The following is a 16,411-nucleotide window of genomic DNA, read 5'->3' on the forward strand; positions in this document are numbered from 1 at the left end:
AGGGTGAATGAGGTCTAGGCCTGGTCGATCAGTACCAAAGCGTGGTCGGTACGACCAAAAGCGTGCATCACCAATTCACCGGCCGGTCCGGTGATGTAGGTAAACTCCGATCCATTCTTGGCCACAATACGCTCACCGTTGGAACGCACCAGGGCGACTCCCACCGAGGACTTCTTATACTGCCACTTGGCGGTGTGGCTGAGTTGTTCAAAAAGTGCTGAAGCATAGTCCTGCGCGAGCTTGCGTGGTGCCCATCGGTTTTGGGCGCGTCGAATATCTTCGGTGTGAACGAAGAATTCCAGGAGATTGGAAACCTCAGCGAGTCGTTTTCCCGCGAAGGTGCGACGGAACGTGGTGGCGACTTTACGCGCGGTTGAGGGCTTCTGTCCCGGTTTCGGGCCCCGAGCAAATTGTTCGACGAGGCGATGATACTCGGCCACCGACGTGCACTGGTCACCCAACTCCATGGTGCGCTCATGGAGCTTCTCCGACAGCGGGGCAAACAGCAATCCAGCAGCCAGGGGGGATGACTCTCGCAGGTGCAAATGAGCAACCAAATGCTGGGTCTGCCAGCCCTCGCACAGGGTCGGCTGATCAGGTCCGGCCGCCAGGAGCGCCGAGACCAGGGCATCGCGGGATGCCGCTACAAAATCATCCGCCCCTGCCAGGGCACCAGACCCTTTTTCCGTCACACTTGGAACCTAGCATGTCTGATGTGAACTCGATAGTGGACAAGCCGTTTTAGACTAGAAGAATCATGAATGCTCCCAACCACGCACCAGACCGCGCTCACACCGGTGGACTCGACCCGGAACTCGCCGCTCGGCTGAAGCATAATGACCAGGGATTGATTCCGGCCATCGTCCAGTCCGCTGATACCGACCAGGTGTTGATGCTGGGATATATGGACGATGAAGCACTCCATCGGACGCTGACCACCGGACGGGCCTGGTACTGGTCCCGCTCGCGCGGGGAATACTGGTGCAAAGGCGAGACCTCAGGGCACATCCAGCAGGTGGTTTCCGTCTCCTTGGACTGTGATGCCGATACGGTGCTCCTGAAAGTTCACCAAACCGGACCAGCCTGCCACACCGGCACCACCAGTTGCTTTACTGACCGGGAAATCCCGGTGATCCAACACTAATGTCCGGTCACGTCGTTGTGATCATCACCCCTGCCCCGAAACCCGACCCGACCGAACCTAAACCTTAAGGAGACCCCCATGCGCGATGTGGGCGTCATCAGTCCCAGCCCTGAGGAGTTCCATGCCCTGGCCCAGCGCCACCGGGTGATCCCAGTTACCATGACGGTGTTGGCTGACGGGGTGACACCGGTCGGGCTCTACCAACGTTTGGCTGAAGACCGTGCGGGCACCTTCCTGCTGGAATCTGCTGCTCAAGGCGGAGTATGGTCACGGTACTCGTTTATCGGTGCCGCCAGTTCAGCCACCTTGACCGAACGCAACGGCCAGGCCCATTGGCAAGGACAACCCCCGGCCGGACTGCCCACCCAGGGCACCGCGCTGGACGTGCTGGCCACCACCCTGGATCAGCTGACCTCCGATGTCCGTGCCGATCTTGGCACTGAGGTGCCATACTTACTGTCGGGCATGGTGGGATACCTCGGGTGGGAAACCGTCAGGCACTGGGAGCACCTACCGAATCCACCGGTCGATGATCTGCAGTTACCTGAGTTGGCGATGAACCTCATGTCCGATGTCGCCATCCACGATCACGTTGATGGCACCGTGACCTTAGTGGCCAACGCGATCGATCCCACCGGGCTCCATCACGGAACCGATGAGGCCTACCAGCACGCCGTGTCGCGGGTCCGGAACATGGCTCAGCTGATCAGTGCACCCGCTGCCGAACCGGTGAGTGTCGCCCCAGCCGGCTGGCAGGGCGTCGACACGTTTGAACGGGTTAAACATTCCTGGGATGAATCCGAATTTCTCGCCACCGTCGCCGAGGCACAGGAAGCTATCGCTGACGGCGAAGTCTTCCAAATCGTGGTCTCGCGCCGGTTTACTACCGAAACCCAGGTCTCGGGCCTTCAGGTCTACCGTGCCCTACGGGCCATGAACCCCAGCCCGTATATGTTCCTCTACACCTTTGACCGTCCCGACGGTAGCGGCCAATTCCAGCTCGTTGGTGCCTCTCCGGAAGCGCTGGTCACCGTCAATGACGGCCAAGTGGTTACCCACCCCATCGCCGGCTCCCGACCTCGTGGCACAAGCCTCGACGAGGACCACCGACTGGCCGAGGAACTTTTGGCCGATGAAAAAGAACGCTCCGAACACCTGATGTTAGTAGACCTGTCTCGCAATGACCTGTCCAAAGTCTGCCGACCCGGCAGTGTACAGGTCGGACAATTCATGGAGATTGAACGGTTCAGCCATGTGATGCATCTGGTCTCCCACGTCTCGGGCACCCTGGAACCCAGCGTATCCGCGCTGGACGTGCTGGCGGCTGCCTTCCCCGCTGGCACCCTGTCGGGCTCTCCTAAACCCCGCGCCTTGCAACTGCTCGACGCATGGGAACCCCAAGCTCGCGGGCCCTATGGGGGTGTGGTCGGCTATATCGACTTTGCCGGCAATATGGACATGGCCATCGCCATTCGCACCGTGTTGCTCAAAGACGGGGTCGCCTACGTCCAGGCCGGCGCCGGAATCGTCGCCGACTCGGTCCCAGCCGCCGAAGCAGCAGAAACCGTGGCCAAAGCTTCGGCACCGTTGCGGGCCCTGTTTGCCGCTGAACAACTCCGTCACTACCGAGACGATAACCGTGATGAGGAACAGTAATGCTCGCGAAGATCTTTTCTCGTCGCAATACCGTGTTGCTAGTGCTCGCCCTCGGTGCGGTGGCCTTGATCTGTGCCACTCAAACCTGGGTACGTGCCACCGAGATTCCCCAAACGCTTGACGCCGAGATCACCGTCAGCGGTCAAGACGTCTCACCGGTGACTACGGCCATGGCCTTGGTCGCCCTGGCCGCCGCAATCGCGCTGACTATCGTGCGCACGGTGGGACGCTGGGTGATCGGTGTGCTGCTGATCCTGGTGGGCGCTATGCTGGCCTGGGCCTGCGGGTTGGTCCTTGCCGATCCCGTCGGGTCCATTCAACCCGCCGTGGCTGAATACACCGGGCTGGCTCAAGACCCCGGCCCGGTGCAGGTGACGGCGGCAGGTTGGATTTGTTTGATCGTGGGAATGGGGTTAGCCCTGCTCGGGGTAGTTGTGTTGGTGGTCGGACGCCATTGGTCACTGTCCAGTTCCCGCAAATATGAAAAAGCTACGACTACCGTGCAACCGGAGTCTGGAACCAGTGGCAGGTTGTCCTCGCCCCAACCGTCCCGCACAGCTGAAATTGATGCCTGGGATGAACTTTCCCGTGGCCAGGATCCCACCTGACGGGCATCCATCAGCGCCGGGCCAGACTGCCAACTCAGACGTAAACAACGACGTGTGCTGATGGCATCTGTTCCGATTAGTGGCAGAATAGAGAATCATCACCCATCTTTGATCAGTGCATAAAGGAGCATCGATGTCTCAGCCCACCGATGAGAAGATCATCATTGACGATCACGGTCGCATTCTCAACGATCCCACCCATGCCGCCCCCGTTGAACACGGAAACTCCCCGGCTGCATGGGCCCTGGTGGTGCTGGTCCTGATCGGTTCGGTTGTGGGTGCTGTGGCGCTACTGGCCGGACAGATCTGGTTGATCTGGGTAGGTGGCGTCATTGCCGTGGCCGGACTGATTGTTGGCTTCGTGATGCGTCAAATGGGTTATGGAGTCGGTGGCTCCAAAACCAATAGCTCCCACTAAGGATCGCAGTCGCTATGGGTGGTACCGGTACCGTTCTGGATGAGATCATCCGCGGGGTGCGCGAGGACATCGATGACCGCATCCGTGCCGTCTCCCGCGCTCAAATCCAACGCGATGCTGTGTCTGTACCGGCTGCTCGCGACGCCCATCAAGCCCTGGTCAACGGTCGCAACGACCCCACTGGCGTCCGGATCATCGCTGAAATCAAGCGAGCTTCACCGTCTGCCGGGTCCCTGGCTGAGATTCCGGCTGTCGCTGAGCTGGCAACCCGGTATCAGAATGGGGGTGCCGCGGTGATCTCGGTGCTGACCGAACAGCGTCGCTTTCGTGGTTCACTGGCTGACCTGGACGCGGTTCGAGCGGCGGTGGATGTTCCGGTGTTGCGCAAAGACTTCACCGTTGACGAGTACCAAATCTATGAAGCGCGGGCACACGGGGCTGATCTCATCCTGCTCATTGTGGCGGCGCTCGACGATGCGCAACTGAAAGACTTCATTGACCTCACCCATGAACTGGGAATGAACGCGCTGGTTGAGACCCACACGGTCGATGAGATTCAGCGTGCCTACGATATCGCACCCAAGATCGTCGGTCTCAACGTCCGTAATTTGAAAACTCTTGAGGTCAATCGCACCCACTACGCTGAGCTGGCGCAACACCTGCCCGAACACGTCGTTCGGGTGGCCGAGTCCGGGGTGACTGGCCCCGAGCATGTGGCCGACTATGCCCGCCACGGAGCCGATGCGGTGCTGGTAGGGGAAGCGCTGGTCAAACACGGTACCCCCGCAGATGCGATCCGTGACTTCCGTGCCACCAGTGTCTCTGGCGAGAGGACCGATTCGTGACTGAGCGCTGTTGGATAGCTCGCAGTCAATGGTGCCGGTCACGTGAAGAATAATCCCGAAAGAAGAACGTGTATGACAACTGCCGATCACCACATCGCACCGGGGTCCCTGACCGGACCACAGGGACCATACCGGGAAGAACAGGGTCCCTATTTCGGGCCTTTCGGCGGACGCTGGATGCCGGAATCGTTGATTGCAGCTCTGGACGAACTCACCGAGGCCTTTAACGCCGCCCGTGAGGACCCTGAGTTCACCGCGGAGCTGGCAGATCTCTACGCCAACTACATCAACCGGCCCTCGTTGCTCACCGAAGTGACGCGCTTTGCCAAGGATCTGCCCGGGGTGCGGGTGTTTCTCAAGCGTGAGGACCTCAACCACACCGGCTCCCACAAGATCAATAACGTGATCGGTCAGGCGCTCCTGGCCCAGAAGATGGGTAAAACCCGGTTGATTGCCGAAACCGGAGCTGGCCAACACGGGGTGGCCACCGCCACCGCCGCCGCGTTGTTCGGGATGGAATGCACCGTCTACATGGGGGAGGAAGACACCCGTCGCCAGGCCCTGAACGTAGCCCGTATGCACATGTTGGGGGCCACGGTGGTGCCGGTAACCGTTGGCTCCCGCACACTCAAAGACGCGATCAATGAAACTCTGCGCGACTGGGTGGCCAGTGTCGACACCACACACTATCTGATGGGTACTGTGACCGGGCCACACCCGTTCCCGGCCATGGTGCACTACTTCCACCGGGTCATCGGCGAGGAAGCACGGCAACAAATCCTGGATGCCACCGGCCGGCTACCGGATGCGGTCACCGCCTGTGTGGGTGGTGGATCGAACGCCATCGGCATCTTCCACGGATTCCTCGACGACCCCAAGGTAGAACTCTACGGTTTTGAGGCCGGCGGACACGGCGTGGAGACCGGTAAGCACTCGGCTCCCATCACCGTTGGCGACGTGGGCATCCTGCACGGAGCGAAGTCCTACCTGATGCAGGACCGCGACGGCCAAACCCTGGAAACTCACTCCATTTCGGCCGGTCTGGACTACCCGGGCGTGGGCCCGGAACACTCCTACTTGAACGGCACCGGGCGAGCCCACTACGAGCCCATCAATGACGATGAGTGCATGCAGGCCTTTTTAAAACTCTCCCGTCGTGAGGGGATCATGCCCGCCCTGGAATCAGCACATGCGGTCGCCGGTGCCATCAAACTTGCCCAGCGGTGGCACGATCAGGGTCTCGTCTCTGCATCCACCCCCGCATCCGAGCAGAAGATCATCCTGGTCAATCTCTCCGGACGGGGCGATAAAGACGTCACGACCGCCGCGGAGTATCTCAACCTGTTGGATGACAGCACCGATACCGAGGAGACACAGCACAGATGACACGGAATCAGATTCGCTCCCGGTGCACCGAGAAAATCGAAGCTGCCCGCCAAGCCGGGCGTACCGCGTTCATCGGTTACCTGCCGGCCGGATTCCCCACACTGCAGGACTCCATTCAGGCCGCCATCGAGCTGGGACGCAACGGCGCTGACATTATCGAGATTGGCTTGCCTTACTCGGATCCGGTCATGGACGGGGAAGTCATCCAGAAGGCCACCGCCCACGCCCTGAACAACGGTTTTCATACTGATCAGGTTTTCCAGCTCGTCAACGACGTCACCGCAGCTACCGATGCGGCCGTGGTGGTGATGACCTACTGGAACCTGGTGTCACGCCTGGGGGTCACCGAGTTTGCCCGTCGGCTGGCCGAAGCCGGCGGAGCCGGACTGGTCACCCCTGATCTGGTGCCCGAAGAAGCTGATGAATGGTTCACAGCCAGTGACCGGTACGAGCTGGACCGTATCTTCCTCACCGCACCGTCGTCCTCGGATGAACGTGTCGAGCTGGTCGTGAACTCCAGCCGTGGTTTCGTTTATGCCGTCTCGGTCATGGGTGTGACCGGAGCCCGTCAACACGTCTCGGAAGCTGCCCAGCGCGTGGTGGATCGTGCGCACCGGGCGGGGGCACCGCGGGTGTGCGTGGGGCTGGGGATCTCACAGCCTGAGCACATCCAGCAGATTGGTCGTTACGCTGATGGCGCGATCGTTGGCACGGCCCTGGTGAGTGCTTTACGCGATCACGGTCCTGTAGCAGTGGGAGAACTTGCCGCTAAACTAGCAACCGGTACTGCTCGCAACTAACGAATCGTAGGAACCGATGTTGTCGACTATCAGCACCTGGGAGACACTGGCAGCTATCCCGGCCCCCGGCTGGGACGGCTTCACGCTAGGACCCCTCGAGATCCGTGCATACGCTCTGTGCATCATCCTGGGCGCCATTCTGGCGTTCTGGCTGGGTAATAGGCGCTGGAAGAAACGTGACGGCGCCGAGGGCGCGGTCTTCGACATCGGCATCTGGGCGTTGCTCTTTGGTATTGTCGGAGCTCGCCTCTACCACGTTTTCACCAACCCCGGCCCGTTCTTCGGCCCAGGTTTCGACGGGAGCGGTGACCCGGTGCGCATCCTCTACATCTGGGAGGGTGGCATCGGTATCATGGGGGCGATCTCGATGGGCGCGTTGGGTGCCTGGATCGCCTGCCGGCGTTATGGATACAAAATTGCTGCCTTCGCCGATGTGGTGGCTCCCGGCATCTTACTGGCTCAGGCCATCGGCCGATGGGGCAACTACTTCAACCAAGAACTTTTTGGTGGCCCGACAGATCTGCCGTGGGGTCTGGAAGTTGATGCCAACCACTACAATTTCCCGGACGGCTATCCCGCCGATACGCTGTTCCACCCCACGTTCCTTTACGAATCGTTGTGGAACCTGCTCGGCGTGGTCGTGCTCTTGCTGATCGATCGGAAATTCCAATTACGCCGAGGCATGATGCTGTGGAGCTATGTGGCCTGGTATGGCGCCGGACGCACCGTGATCGAGAATCTGCGTACCGACTACGTCGCCGACGTCGAAATCCTGGGTGTCACCATGCGCTTGCACGCCTGGATTTCTCTGGCGCTGTTCGTCGTGGCCGCTGTCATGCTCGTCTACCTGTTCTTCACCCGGCCTCGCACCGCTGAAAAACGCGCGGAAGCCGAAACTGTCTGGCTTCCCGGTCGCGCACCCGATACCACCACACAGACCGCTACAGACACCGAGCATCCGGATTCACCCCAACCGGTAGGATCATCCCAGGTCAACACCAGATCTGAGAGCTAAACCCGCGCGTCGGCAACAGCATCAGTGCGGCGAAACATCCGTCACTGAAGCGTTTCTTTTCTCTACCCATCAGTCCTAGGGTTAAAGCTATGAGACATGCAAAAATTGTCGCCACCTTCGGACCTTCGACCGCCAGCTATCACACGACCCGCCAGCTGCTAGAAGCAGGCGTTGACGTGGCCCGGCTGAACATGAGTCACGGTGACCACCAGATCCACCGTGAAACCTACGACACAATCCGCCAGGCGGCTACGGACCTGAATCAACCGGTGGCGATTTTTGCCGACCTGCAAGGGCCAAAGATCCGGACCGGCACCTTCGAGAACGGTCCTCATGAGCTCACCGCTGGACAGAGCTTCACCATCACGACCGACGATGTGCCCGGCACCGCAGAAAAGGTGTCCACGACCTTCAAAGGATTGCCCGCCGACGTGTCGGTCGGAGACCAATTGCTGGTCGATGACGGTAAGATTCAGTTGCGCGCCACTGAGGTGACTGATACCGAGGTGATCTGTGAGGTCATGGTCGGAGGCGAGATTTCCAACCACAAAGGTATCAACCTCCCTGGAGTGGCGGTCAATGTCCCGGCCCTGACAGACAAAGACCAAGAAGATCTGCGGTGGGCGTTGGACACCGGCGTGGATATGATCGCGCTGTCCTTTGTGCGCAACGCTGCTGATATCGAGCTGGTTCATCAGATCATGGATGAAAAACAGCGCCGAATCCCAGTTATCGCCAAGCTCGAAAAGCCCCAGGCGATTGATAATCTCCAAGACATCGTTGATGCCTTCGACGCGATCATGGTTGCCCGCGGTGACCTGGGCGTGGAGTTGCCCTTGGAAGATGTGCCCGTGGTCCAGAAACGAGCCATTGAAATGGCTCGTCGCTGGGCCAAGCCCGTCATCGTGGCGACTCAGGTGCTGGAATCAATGATTGAGAACCCACGCCCCACACGTGCCGAAGCCTCCGACTGTGCCAACGCGGTCCTCGACGGTGCCGATGCTGTGATGCTATCGGGTGAGACCTCGATTGGTAAATACCCAGTCGAAACCGTGCGCACCATGTCCGAGATCATCACCTCCACCGAAGTCCACGGTCTGGAACGCATCGCCCCGCTAGGCTCTAAACCCCGCACCCGGGGCGGTGCGGTGACTCGGGCGGCCGTGAATATCGCCGAACGGCTAGAAATCACCAACCTGGTGTGTTTCACCCAATCGGGAGACTCCGCCCATCGGCTGTCCCGGTTGCGTCCCGAACAGCCGATATATGCCTTCACCCACTCCGACCAGACTCACAACCAGCTGTGCCTGACCTGGGGTGTCACACCGCGGATCGTGCCCTTCGTGAATTCCACTGACCAAATGACGGCCCAAGTGGATGCTGAGCTGATCCGGGAAGGGGTCGCTGAACCCGGCGAACTTGTGATCATTGTGGCGGGCTCACCTCCCGGTAAGCCCGGGACCACCAATATGCTCAAGGTCCACTGCCTTGGGGATGTCACTTCCGAGGGCAGCGTCGAGACCAGTCAAGAACCGGTCAGTCCCGCACCACGTCACCGTATGGATCAGATATCAGGCTGGTCACCGCTCTAAACCCACCGTGAGCTCTCAGTCCTTGGGGTCTTGCACCCCGCGACTGGAGTTCATCTGTTCAACGACGGTCGCAGCTACCTGATGCATCGTCAGTCGCCGGTCCATGGAGGTCTTCTGGATCCACCGGAAGGCCTCCGGCTCCGTTAGTCCCAATGTCTCCATCAGCCACGTCTTAGCACGATCAACCATTTTGCGGGTTTCAAACCGCTCGGTGATATCCGACACCTCATTGGCCAAAGCTTGCATTTGATCAAACCGGGCTGCCGCCAACTCAATGGCCGGTACGAGGTCCTGCTCCTTGAACGGCTTGACCAAATACGCCATCGCACCGGCCTCAGTGGCTTGAATTATTAACTCCCGTTGCGGCAGCGCGGTGAGAATCACCACCGGAGCGAGTTTCTCGGCACAGATCTCACGGGTTGCGACAATCCCATCCACCACCGGCATCGAAATATCCATCAGCACCACATCCGGTTGGTGTTGCCGGGTGAGATCAATGGCACGTTGTCCGTTCTCGGCTTGACCGACCACCTCGTACCCGAGGCCTTCGAGCGTTTCGACAATATCGAGTCGAATAATGGTCTCGTCCTCGGCCACGACAATACGACGGGTCTGGCGTGGCAAACCCAGCTGTCCGGTGTCTTGCTCAGACGTCATAACATCCTCCAACCATCGTGGCGTTGACCCCGGTCAAGCGACCGCTGATGTGTACCGAGTCACTATTCTACGCAACCTGTTCACCAGCTCGTGAGACACCGCTCTCACCGTGTTCAGAATTTCTTTCCCAGGCAGAATTGTGTGTAATATGGGTCGAGTGCCAGCCCGAATGGCGGAATTGGTAGACGCGCCGCACTCAAAATGCGGTATCGCAAGATGTGTGGGTTCGAGTCCCACTTCGGGCACCACTCTCCACTGTTCTCAGCGGTCTCTCCGCGTTTACCACCGCACCCTACCCGTGCTACATCGGTGCTTATGACATCACCCCGACACGGGGCCAGCCTGTGTTTGACTGTCTCCTGCAAGCAGGGAAGGATGATGTTGCTGGTTACCTGGAGGTTCCAGGTCACCTGGTTTAAAATAGATCATCGGAATGACCATCACTGGCACCCACACGTCACACCAACACACAGTCTGATACTCGGAGGGGGAGTCATGCCACAGCCAGCTCAGTACGGCCGCTCCCATCCCGGGTTCCTTCCTATTCGTTGGGTGCTTTTGCATTCCGGGACGAACGGGCACATCACCCAGTGGGGTCAAATGCTGTCCGGGTTACCGCCCACGTAGACCGATGGCCATCCCCGCTGCGGGGCCCGGACCATTCCGGTTCCTGCAGGTTTTCTCATCCCTGCCCCCAACGATAAAGGTAACTTCCTTCGTGCTTCTGGCCTCCGTCATCCTGGTCCTTCTTGGCGTGATCAGCGCCGGCCCATTATCGCAATGGCTCGGTCGCAACGCCGGATGGGTATTATGCCTGCCGCTGCTGGCGGCCGCCGTCCTGTTGATGAGCGCCTACATCATCAGTCCCGGCGGTGAGGTGATCGAGTATTATCCCTGGATCCCGGGCCTGCTCGAAATCGGCTTCCACCTCCGACTCAACGGTCTCTCCCTGCTGTTCTCTCTGCTGGTGTTGCTCATCGGGGCCGGAGTGCTGTTCTACTCGCCACGGTATTTGGGCTCAACAAAACTCGTCTCCTTCTATCTGACGATGTCAGCCTTCGCGCTGGCCATGCTGGTGCTGGTACTGTCCAACGACCTGCTGGTCTTCTACATCGCCTGGGAAGGCACCACCTTCTGTTCCTTCTTCCTCATCGCCCGCTCCGGCCCGCACGCCCACCAGCCGGCCATCCGCACGTTACTGGTCACCGTGGCCGGAGGACTGTGCCTGCTGGCTGCGGTGTGTGTGATGACCGTAGCGGCCGGAACCACCGTGATCACCGAGGTATTAGCCTCCGAGATCTGGACCCGTCCCGGCATCACCACCAGCGTGGTGGTACTGCTGGCGATGGCAGCACTGACCAAATCTGCGCAGTTCCCCTTCCAAGCCTGGTTGCCCGACTCCATGGTGGCCATCTCCCCGGTGTCTGCTTACCTGCACGCGGCCGCGATGGTCAAGGCTGGGGTCTATCTCCTGTTGCTGTTCTCGCCAGCACTGGCCGGGCATGGACTGTGGACCCTGTTGCTGGTGTTGCTGGGAACCATCACGTGTCTGTTCGGTGCTTTCGGCGCCCTGCGTCGGTACGACCTGAAGGAACTGCTGGCCTACTCCACCATGTCCCAGCTGGGCTATCTGGTGATGCTCATCGGTGTCGGCACCCCACTGGCGATCACCGCCGCGGTGCTACACACCATGGCCCACGCCCTGTTTAAATCCGCTTTATTCCTCTCCGTTGGCATCATCGACCACCAAGCCGGCACCCGCGATATGCGCATGCTGGCCTCCCGCGATGTGAACATGCCGGCCACTCTCACCGTGCTCACCGTCGCTGCCGCCTCCATGGCCGGTCTGCCACCGCTGTTCGGGTTCGTGTCCAAAGAAACCCTGTTCGACGCACTGATCGAAACAAACCTCCCCGGCGAATTACACGTGGCCCTGACCGTGGCAATCGTCGTGGCAGCCATCTGCACCTTCGCTTACTCGGGCCGACTGGTCTGGGGCGCCTTCGGTAACTACCGTTCACCCCGTGGCTGGCTGAACACCCCGCGGGGCTCCTCGGCCGATATCCGCACCGTTAAAGATGGCAAGATCACCTTCTGGATCTTCCCGATGATCGTCTCGCTGGCCGGCGTCGTCCTCGGGCTGGCTCCCGGGCTCACCGATCAACTCGCCACCGCTGCTGTCTCCGAGGCCGTCGGCAGCTACACCGAAGTCCACTCTGCGCTCTGGCACGGGTTCACCCCCGCCCTGGGGCTATCCGTGCTGGTCATCATCGGCGGTGTGATCGCGGTCTGGAAGATGCCAGAGATCGAAGCATTCCTGGTTCCGCGCGGGATTCCCGTTTCCGGACTCGGCGTGGTCGAAGCCCTGCGTGAAGGACTCATAGACTTCGGTGCCCGTGTGGGTGCCTGGACCTCCGGACAAAACCCAGGACGCCACCTGATCGTGCCCGCTGTGGCAGTCATTGCCCTGGCCGTCATCGGACTTTTCACACTCCCGGGCCACCTACCCGAACAAGTCGATGGTCTCGATTTGCCCCTGGACTGGGCACTGGTGCTGCTGACCGGGGTCGGTGTATTCGCTACCATCAGAACCCAAACCCGCATTTCAGCCCTGGTGGTTGTTGGCGTGGTCGGCTTCACCACCACGCTGTGGTTCTTCAACCTGGGCTCGGTCGATGTTGCCCTGACCCAGCTGCTGATCGAGATCCTCACCGTGGTGGTCATGGTGCTACTGCTCAAGCGGTTGCCCCAACGATTCTCTACGACCTCGCTGCGCCAGGCCCTACCGGCCGCCATCGCGGCCCTGGGCGCTGGTGGCGCCGCCTTCTTTGGCGTTTTCGCCCTGACCGGCCGACGCGAACTGTCTGATGTGGGCTCCTATTACGCCACCGAAGCCGCTGAGATCACCGGCGGCGACAATATCGTCAATACCATCCTCGTCGAATTCCGTGCGCTAGACACCCTGGGCGAGCTCACGGTACTCGGTGTGGCCGGTATCGGCGTGGCGGCACTGTTGGCCTCGCGCAAGCCCGACCCGGTGTTGCAATCAGCAGCCTCTAGCACCTCGCCACTGTCGCATCCTCACGTGAATCTGGCGTATCTGCGTAGCTTCACCAAGATCGCCGTCCCGGTGATGATGGTGCTCTCCCTGGTCACGCTGGTCCGGGGCCATAACGAACCCGGCGGCGGATTCATTGCCGCGCTACTGGCCGGGGCCGGGTTCTCGTTGCTGTACCTGGTCGCTTCCTCCGATCAGCGCGCTCCCGTGCGCTGGCCTTATATCACGCTGATCGGTACCGGCGTGGTCGTCGGTGTGCTCACCGGTATCTGGGGCATGCTCGAAGGATCCTTCCTCACCCCACTACATGCCGATGTATTTGGCTTGCACCTCAACACCGCGCTGATCTTCGATCTGGGGGTCTACTTGGCGGTGCTGGGCTTGATCCTCATGGCTTTCAACCTGTTGGGTATGGATCAACCCCGCGATGACGGCGCTCTGGGACAACAATTGCCTCCACCCCCGGACCCCCACCCGACCACCGGAGTGCTCCCCTCACAGCGGATCCGGACCGAATCGCGGTCCCGGCAACCAGACACTGATGCAAGCCCCTCACACGATCGGCAGGTGAAACGATGACCCTGGCACTAACCATTGGCCTCCTTGTGGCAGGGGCCGTGTACCTGTTCACCAAACGAGAAATGTTGCGCATCATTCTGGGCTTCATCCTGCTTGGCCACGCCGGAAACTTGGTGCTGATGGCTGCCGGTGGCGCGTCCCGACGTCACGAGCCCTTCGGCGAGGTTGACCCCGAACTGGCCGCCGACCCTTTGCCTCAAGCCATGGTGCTCACCGCGATCGTGATTGCCTTCTCCATCACGGTATTCATGCTCGTCCTCGCGGTCACCGGTGACCGAGGTGACCGTACTGCCGGTCGCACCGAGACTCTGGACACCACAGCAGAGGCGGTCTCTGACGCCACCATCCCGGGCACGGCCACCCACACCTTGGAAGTCTTGCACGCCCAGGAAGAGGCCAACGACCAAGCCCGCTCGGCCCAACAAACCGCTGAGCAGTCCCAGCAGGCCGGCACACAGCGTTCCACGGGAGGCGAGAAATGAGCCAAAACCTGCTGGAGATGCTATTGCCGATGATGGTCGCGGTTCCGCTACTGGTCGGCGGGGCCCTGGCGGTGGTCGGTAACCGGCTGAAACTACACGCCTGGGTGATGATGATCACCCAGCTCGTGATCCTGGCCTTCTCGGTCTACTTGGTGGCCTACTTTGCCCACCCCGATCACCCGGATGCGCTGGGCCACTCGGTGGGGTTATGGCCCTATGGTGTCGGCATTCCGTTTGTGGCCGATATGTTTTCGGCCCTGATGCTGACGGTCACCAGCATCCTGACGGTTTGTTGTACCTGGTTCGCGCTGGCCTCCTATGCGGCCAACTCCATGTTCTTTGCCCCCCTGGTGTTGATCCTGGGATCTGGCGTCAACGGTGCATTTCTCACCGCGGATTTGTTCAACCTCTTCGTGTTTCTTGAGGTCATGCTTCTGCCGTCTTATGGGTTGTATGTCCTCTCGGCCAACCGACAGACCCCGGCCCGTCGCGTTCACGGTGCCCGGTTATACGTCACCTTGAACCTGTTCACCTCCACGCTGTACATGATCGGTGTGGGTTTCCTCTACGGCACCGCTGGGAGCGTGAACATCGGTGTGCTGGCCAGCCTGGGGTCCTCCGACCGGACGGTGGCCATGGCGGCGTCGGTGTGTTTGTTGGCGCTGGGTATTAAAGCTGCCATCGTCCCGTTGCACGGCTGGTTGGCCCGGTCCTACCCGGCCACCTCACCGGCGATCACCGCGCTGTTCTCCGGACTCCACACCAAGGTCGCCATCTATGCGATTTACCGGCTGTACGCGGTGATTTTCGACGGCGACACCCGCTTTCTGTGGGTCGGCGTATTGCTGTTCTGCCTCACTATGGTCATCGGCGTGCTCGGGGCGGTAGGGGAGAAGACCACCCGCACCATTTTGGCCTTCCACATGGTTTCCCAGATTGGTTACATCCTGCTCGGCGTCGCATTGTTCACCGAATTGGGGCTGACCGCCGGCATCTTCTACCTGTTGCACCACATGATCGTCAAAGCCAGCCTGTTCCTGTCTACCGGGGCCGTGGAAGTCCGATACGGCACCGGTGTGATCGGTGCACTGGGCGGAATCGTACGTACCGAACCCTGGGTGGCTGGAGCCTTCTTGGTGGCTGCCCTGTCATTGGCGGGGATCCCACCGTTCTCCGGATTTATGGCGAAGTTCTTGCTGATCCTTGGAGCGGTCGAAGCCGACGAAATCGCCGCGGTCGTCGTGATGGTGGTGGTCTCGTTGGTTACGCTTCTATCGATGCTGAAGATCTGGTCGGGGATGTTCTGGGAAAAATCCGCCCAGCGGACCAAATCAAAATCGCGTAACACCCCCTCGGCGACCCGTATTATTGCCTCAACCGCTTCGGCCTACTCCGATCCGAACTCGCGGACCCCCCAACTGGCCCATATGGCCTCCGAATCACAGTTCCAGACTCTCACACAGTCGATGACCATTATCGAATCCGACCGGTCGACCGTGCCCAAAAAACGCATTAGCTGGAACCTGTCGCTACCAGCGATCGTGCTCGCTGGACTCACCATCTGCTTGGGCCTGGGCGCACAGCTGCTACTGACCCTGTCCGGAATGGCCGCCGAAGGCCTGCTCGATACCAGCAACTATCTCGAGGCGGTGATGAACGGATGATCACAACCCGACGTTCTGCCAGCGTGGGTGCCTACCTCAGCTGGCCCTTCCGGTTCATCTGCGTGTTGCTGTGGTACATCAAGGAAGTGATCGTTGCCAACTGGGCGGTGATTGCCGACAACCTCACGCCCGGACTCAACGCCCACTCCGGGATCGCTCGGGTGCCGACCCGGTGCGAATCCGAACTCGAAGTCACATTGCTGTCCTCGATGATTACCATCACCCCCGGAACCCTGACGCTGGGGACCACCATTGACGTCCACGGGGTGCGCTGGATCTACGTGCACTCGCTCTACGACGGAGATGCGGACGCCATTCGCGAGGGGTCCTGGGATATGGAAGAACATATGCTCCGCGCCAAACGTCCCGAAGGTTTCGATTACCCCCGACCCGAACACCCGAGATCGGGTCCGGAACTCTACAAAGAACTCTTCGATCCCGAAGTTCAGGCTGGAGAGCGCGCCCTCGCCGAAGACACCGAGGCCGAGCAGGACGGGAGGTAACCAA

Annotated in this window: 15 protein-coding genes and 1 tRNA gene; 14 read left to right on the forward strand and 2 right to left on the reverse strand. The window is 60.3% G+C overall.

All coding sequences use genetic code 11. The features are described 5' to 3' along the window. Positions 1-14: 14 nt before the first annotated feature. On the reverse strand, positions 15-692 hold the full coding sequence (locus tag DCC25_RS06205; protein WP_110101031.1) for a TIGR03085 family metal-binding protein: 678 nt from the start codon (positions 690-692) through the stop codon (positions 15-17). A gap of 65 nt (positions 693-757) precedes the next feature. Here DCC25_RS06205 and hisI point away from each other — a divergent pair, with 65 nt between their 5' ends. The 9 genes from hisI to pyk all read left to right on the forward strand — a co-directional run bounded on the left by hisI (position 758) and on the right by pyk (position 9,464). After that, positions 758-1,144, forward strand: a complete 387-nt coding sequence (hisI, locus tag DCC25_RS06210; RefSeq protein WP_110098258.1) for a phosphoribosyl-AMP cyclohydrolase — start codon at positions 758-760, stop codon at positions 1,142-1,144. Between the two features lie 78 nt (positions 1,145-1,222). Further along, positions 1,223-2,800 carry an anthranilate synthase component I gene (locus DCC25_RS06215; RefSeq protein ID WP_110101032.1) on the forward strand — a complete coding sequence of 526 codons (1,578 nt, stop codon included), beginning with the start codon at positions 1,223-1,225 and terminating at the stop codon, positions 2,798-2,800. After that, the gene (locus DCC25_RS06220; protein ID WP_110101033.1) at positions 2,800-3,408 is read left to right on the forward strand and encodes a Trp biosynthesis-associated membrane protein; all 609 of its coding nucleotides are present in this window, start codon (positions 2,800-2,802) and stop codon (positions 3,406-3,408) included. The genes DCC25_RS06215 and DCC25_RS06220 overlap by 1 nt, the downstream gene beginning before the upstream one ends. A 133-nt stretch (positions 3,409-3,541) precedes the next feature. Next, a complete protein-coding gene (locus tag DCC25_RS06225) occupies positions 3,542-3,826 on the forward strand; it encodes an HGxxPAAW family protein (RefSeq protein WP_208392072.1) in 285 nt (94 codons plus the stop codon). Between the two features lie 14 nt (positions 3,827-3,840). Continuing rightward, a complete protein-coding gene (trpC, locus tag DCC25_RS06230; protein WP_110101034.1) occupies positions 3,841-4,671 on the forward strand; it encodes an indole-3-glycerol phosphate synthase TrpC in 831 nt (276 codons plus the stop codon). 72 nt (positions 4,672-4,743) lie between these two features. Next, on the forward strand, positions 4,744-6,057 hold the full coding sequence (gene trpB / locus DCC25_RS06235) for a tryptophan synthase subunit beta (RefSeq protein ID WP_110101035.1): 1,314 nt from the start codon (positions 4,744-4,746) through the stop codon (positions 6,055-6,057). Next, a complete protein-coding gene (gene trpA, locus DCC25_RS06240) occupies positions 6,054-6,857 on the forward strand; it encodes a tryptophan synthase subunit alpha (RefSeq protein WP_110101036.1) in 804 nt (267 codons plus the stop codon). The genes trpB and trpA overlap by 4 nt, the downstream gene beginning before the upstream one ends. Positions 6,858-6,873: 16 nt before the next feature. Further along, positions 6,874-7,872 (forward strand): prolipoprotein diacylglyceryl transferase, encoded by a 999-nt coding sequence (lgt, locus tag DCC25_RS06245; RefSeq protein WP_110101037.1) that lies wholly within the window; start codon positions 6,874-6,876, stop codon positions 7,870-7,872. An 89-nt stretch (positions 7,873-7,961) separates the two neighbouring features. Continuing rightward, positions 7,962-9,464, forward strand: coding sequence for a pyruvate kinase (pyk, locus tag DCC25_RS06250; protein WP_110098265.1), 1,503 nt, complete (start codon positions 7,962-7,964; stop codon positions 9,462-9,464). A gap of 15 nt (positions 9,465-9,479) precedes the next feature. Here pyk and DCC25_RS06255 read toward each other — a convergent pair whose 3' ends face one another. Beyond that, positions 9,480-10,121, reverse strand: coding sequence for an ANTAR domain-containing response regulator (locus tag DCC25_RS06255; RefSeq protein WP_110098266.1), 642 nt, complete (start codon positions 10,119-10,121; stop codon positions 9,480-9,482). Positions 10,122-10,284: 163 nt separating this feature from the next. On the opposite strand from DCC25_RS06255, the gene DCC25_RS06260 reads away from it, so the two are divergent. The 5 genes from DCC25_RS06260 (at position 10,285) to DCC25_RS06280 (ending at position 16,407) form a co-directional block, all read left to right on the forward strand. Next, positions 10,285-10,369, forward strand: a tRNA-Leu gene (locus DCC25_RS06260). Between the two features lie 470 nt (positions 10,370-10,839). Next, positions 10,840-13,758: a DUF4040 family protein gene (locus DCC25_RS06265; RefSeq protein WP_158524746.1), complete on the forward strand. Its 2,919-nt coding sequence runs from the start codon at positions 10,840-10,842 to the stop codon at positions 13,756-13,758. Then, on the forward strand, positions 13,755-14,240 hold the full coding sequence (locus DCC25_RS06270) for a sodium:proton antiporter (protein WP_110101039.1): 486 nt from the start codon (positions 13,755-13,757) through the stop codon (positions 14,238-14,240). Before DCC25_RS06265 ends, DCC25_RS06270 begins: the two co-directional genes overlap by 4 nt. Next, a complete protein-coding gene (locus tag DCC25_RS06275; protein WP_233487931.1) occupies positions 14,237-15,904 on the forward strand; it encodes a monovalent cation/H+ antiporter subunit D family protein in 1,668 nt (555 codons plus the stop codon). Before DCC25_RS06270 ends, DCC25_RS06275 begins: the two co-directional genes overlap by 4 nt. Continuing rightward, positions 15,901-16,407 (forward strand): Na+/H+ antiporter subunit E, encoded by a 507-nt coding sequence (locus tag DCC25_RS06280; RefSeq protein WP_199445885.1) that lies wholly within the window; start codon positions 15,901-15,903, stop codon positions 16,405-16,407. The genes DCC25_RS06275 and DCC25_RS06280 overlap by 4 nt, the downstream gene beginning before the upstream one ends. The last annotated feature ends 4 nt before the right edge of the window (positions 16,408-16,411 follow it).

Source organism: Auritidibacter sp. NML120636 (genome assembly GCF_003185945.1).
Lineage (GTDB): Bacteria > Actinomycetota > Actinomycetes > Actinomycetales > Micrococcaceae > Auritidibacter > Auritidibacter ignavus.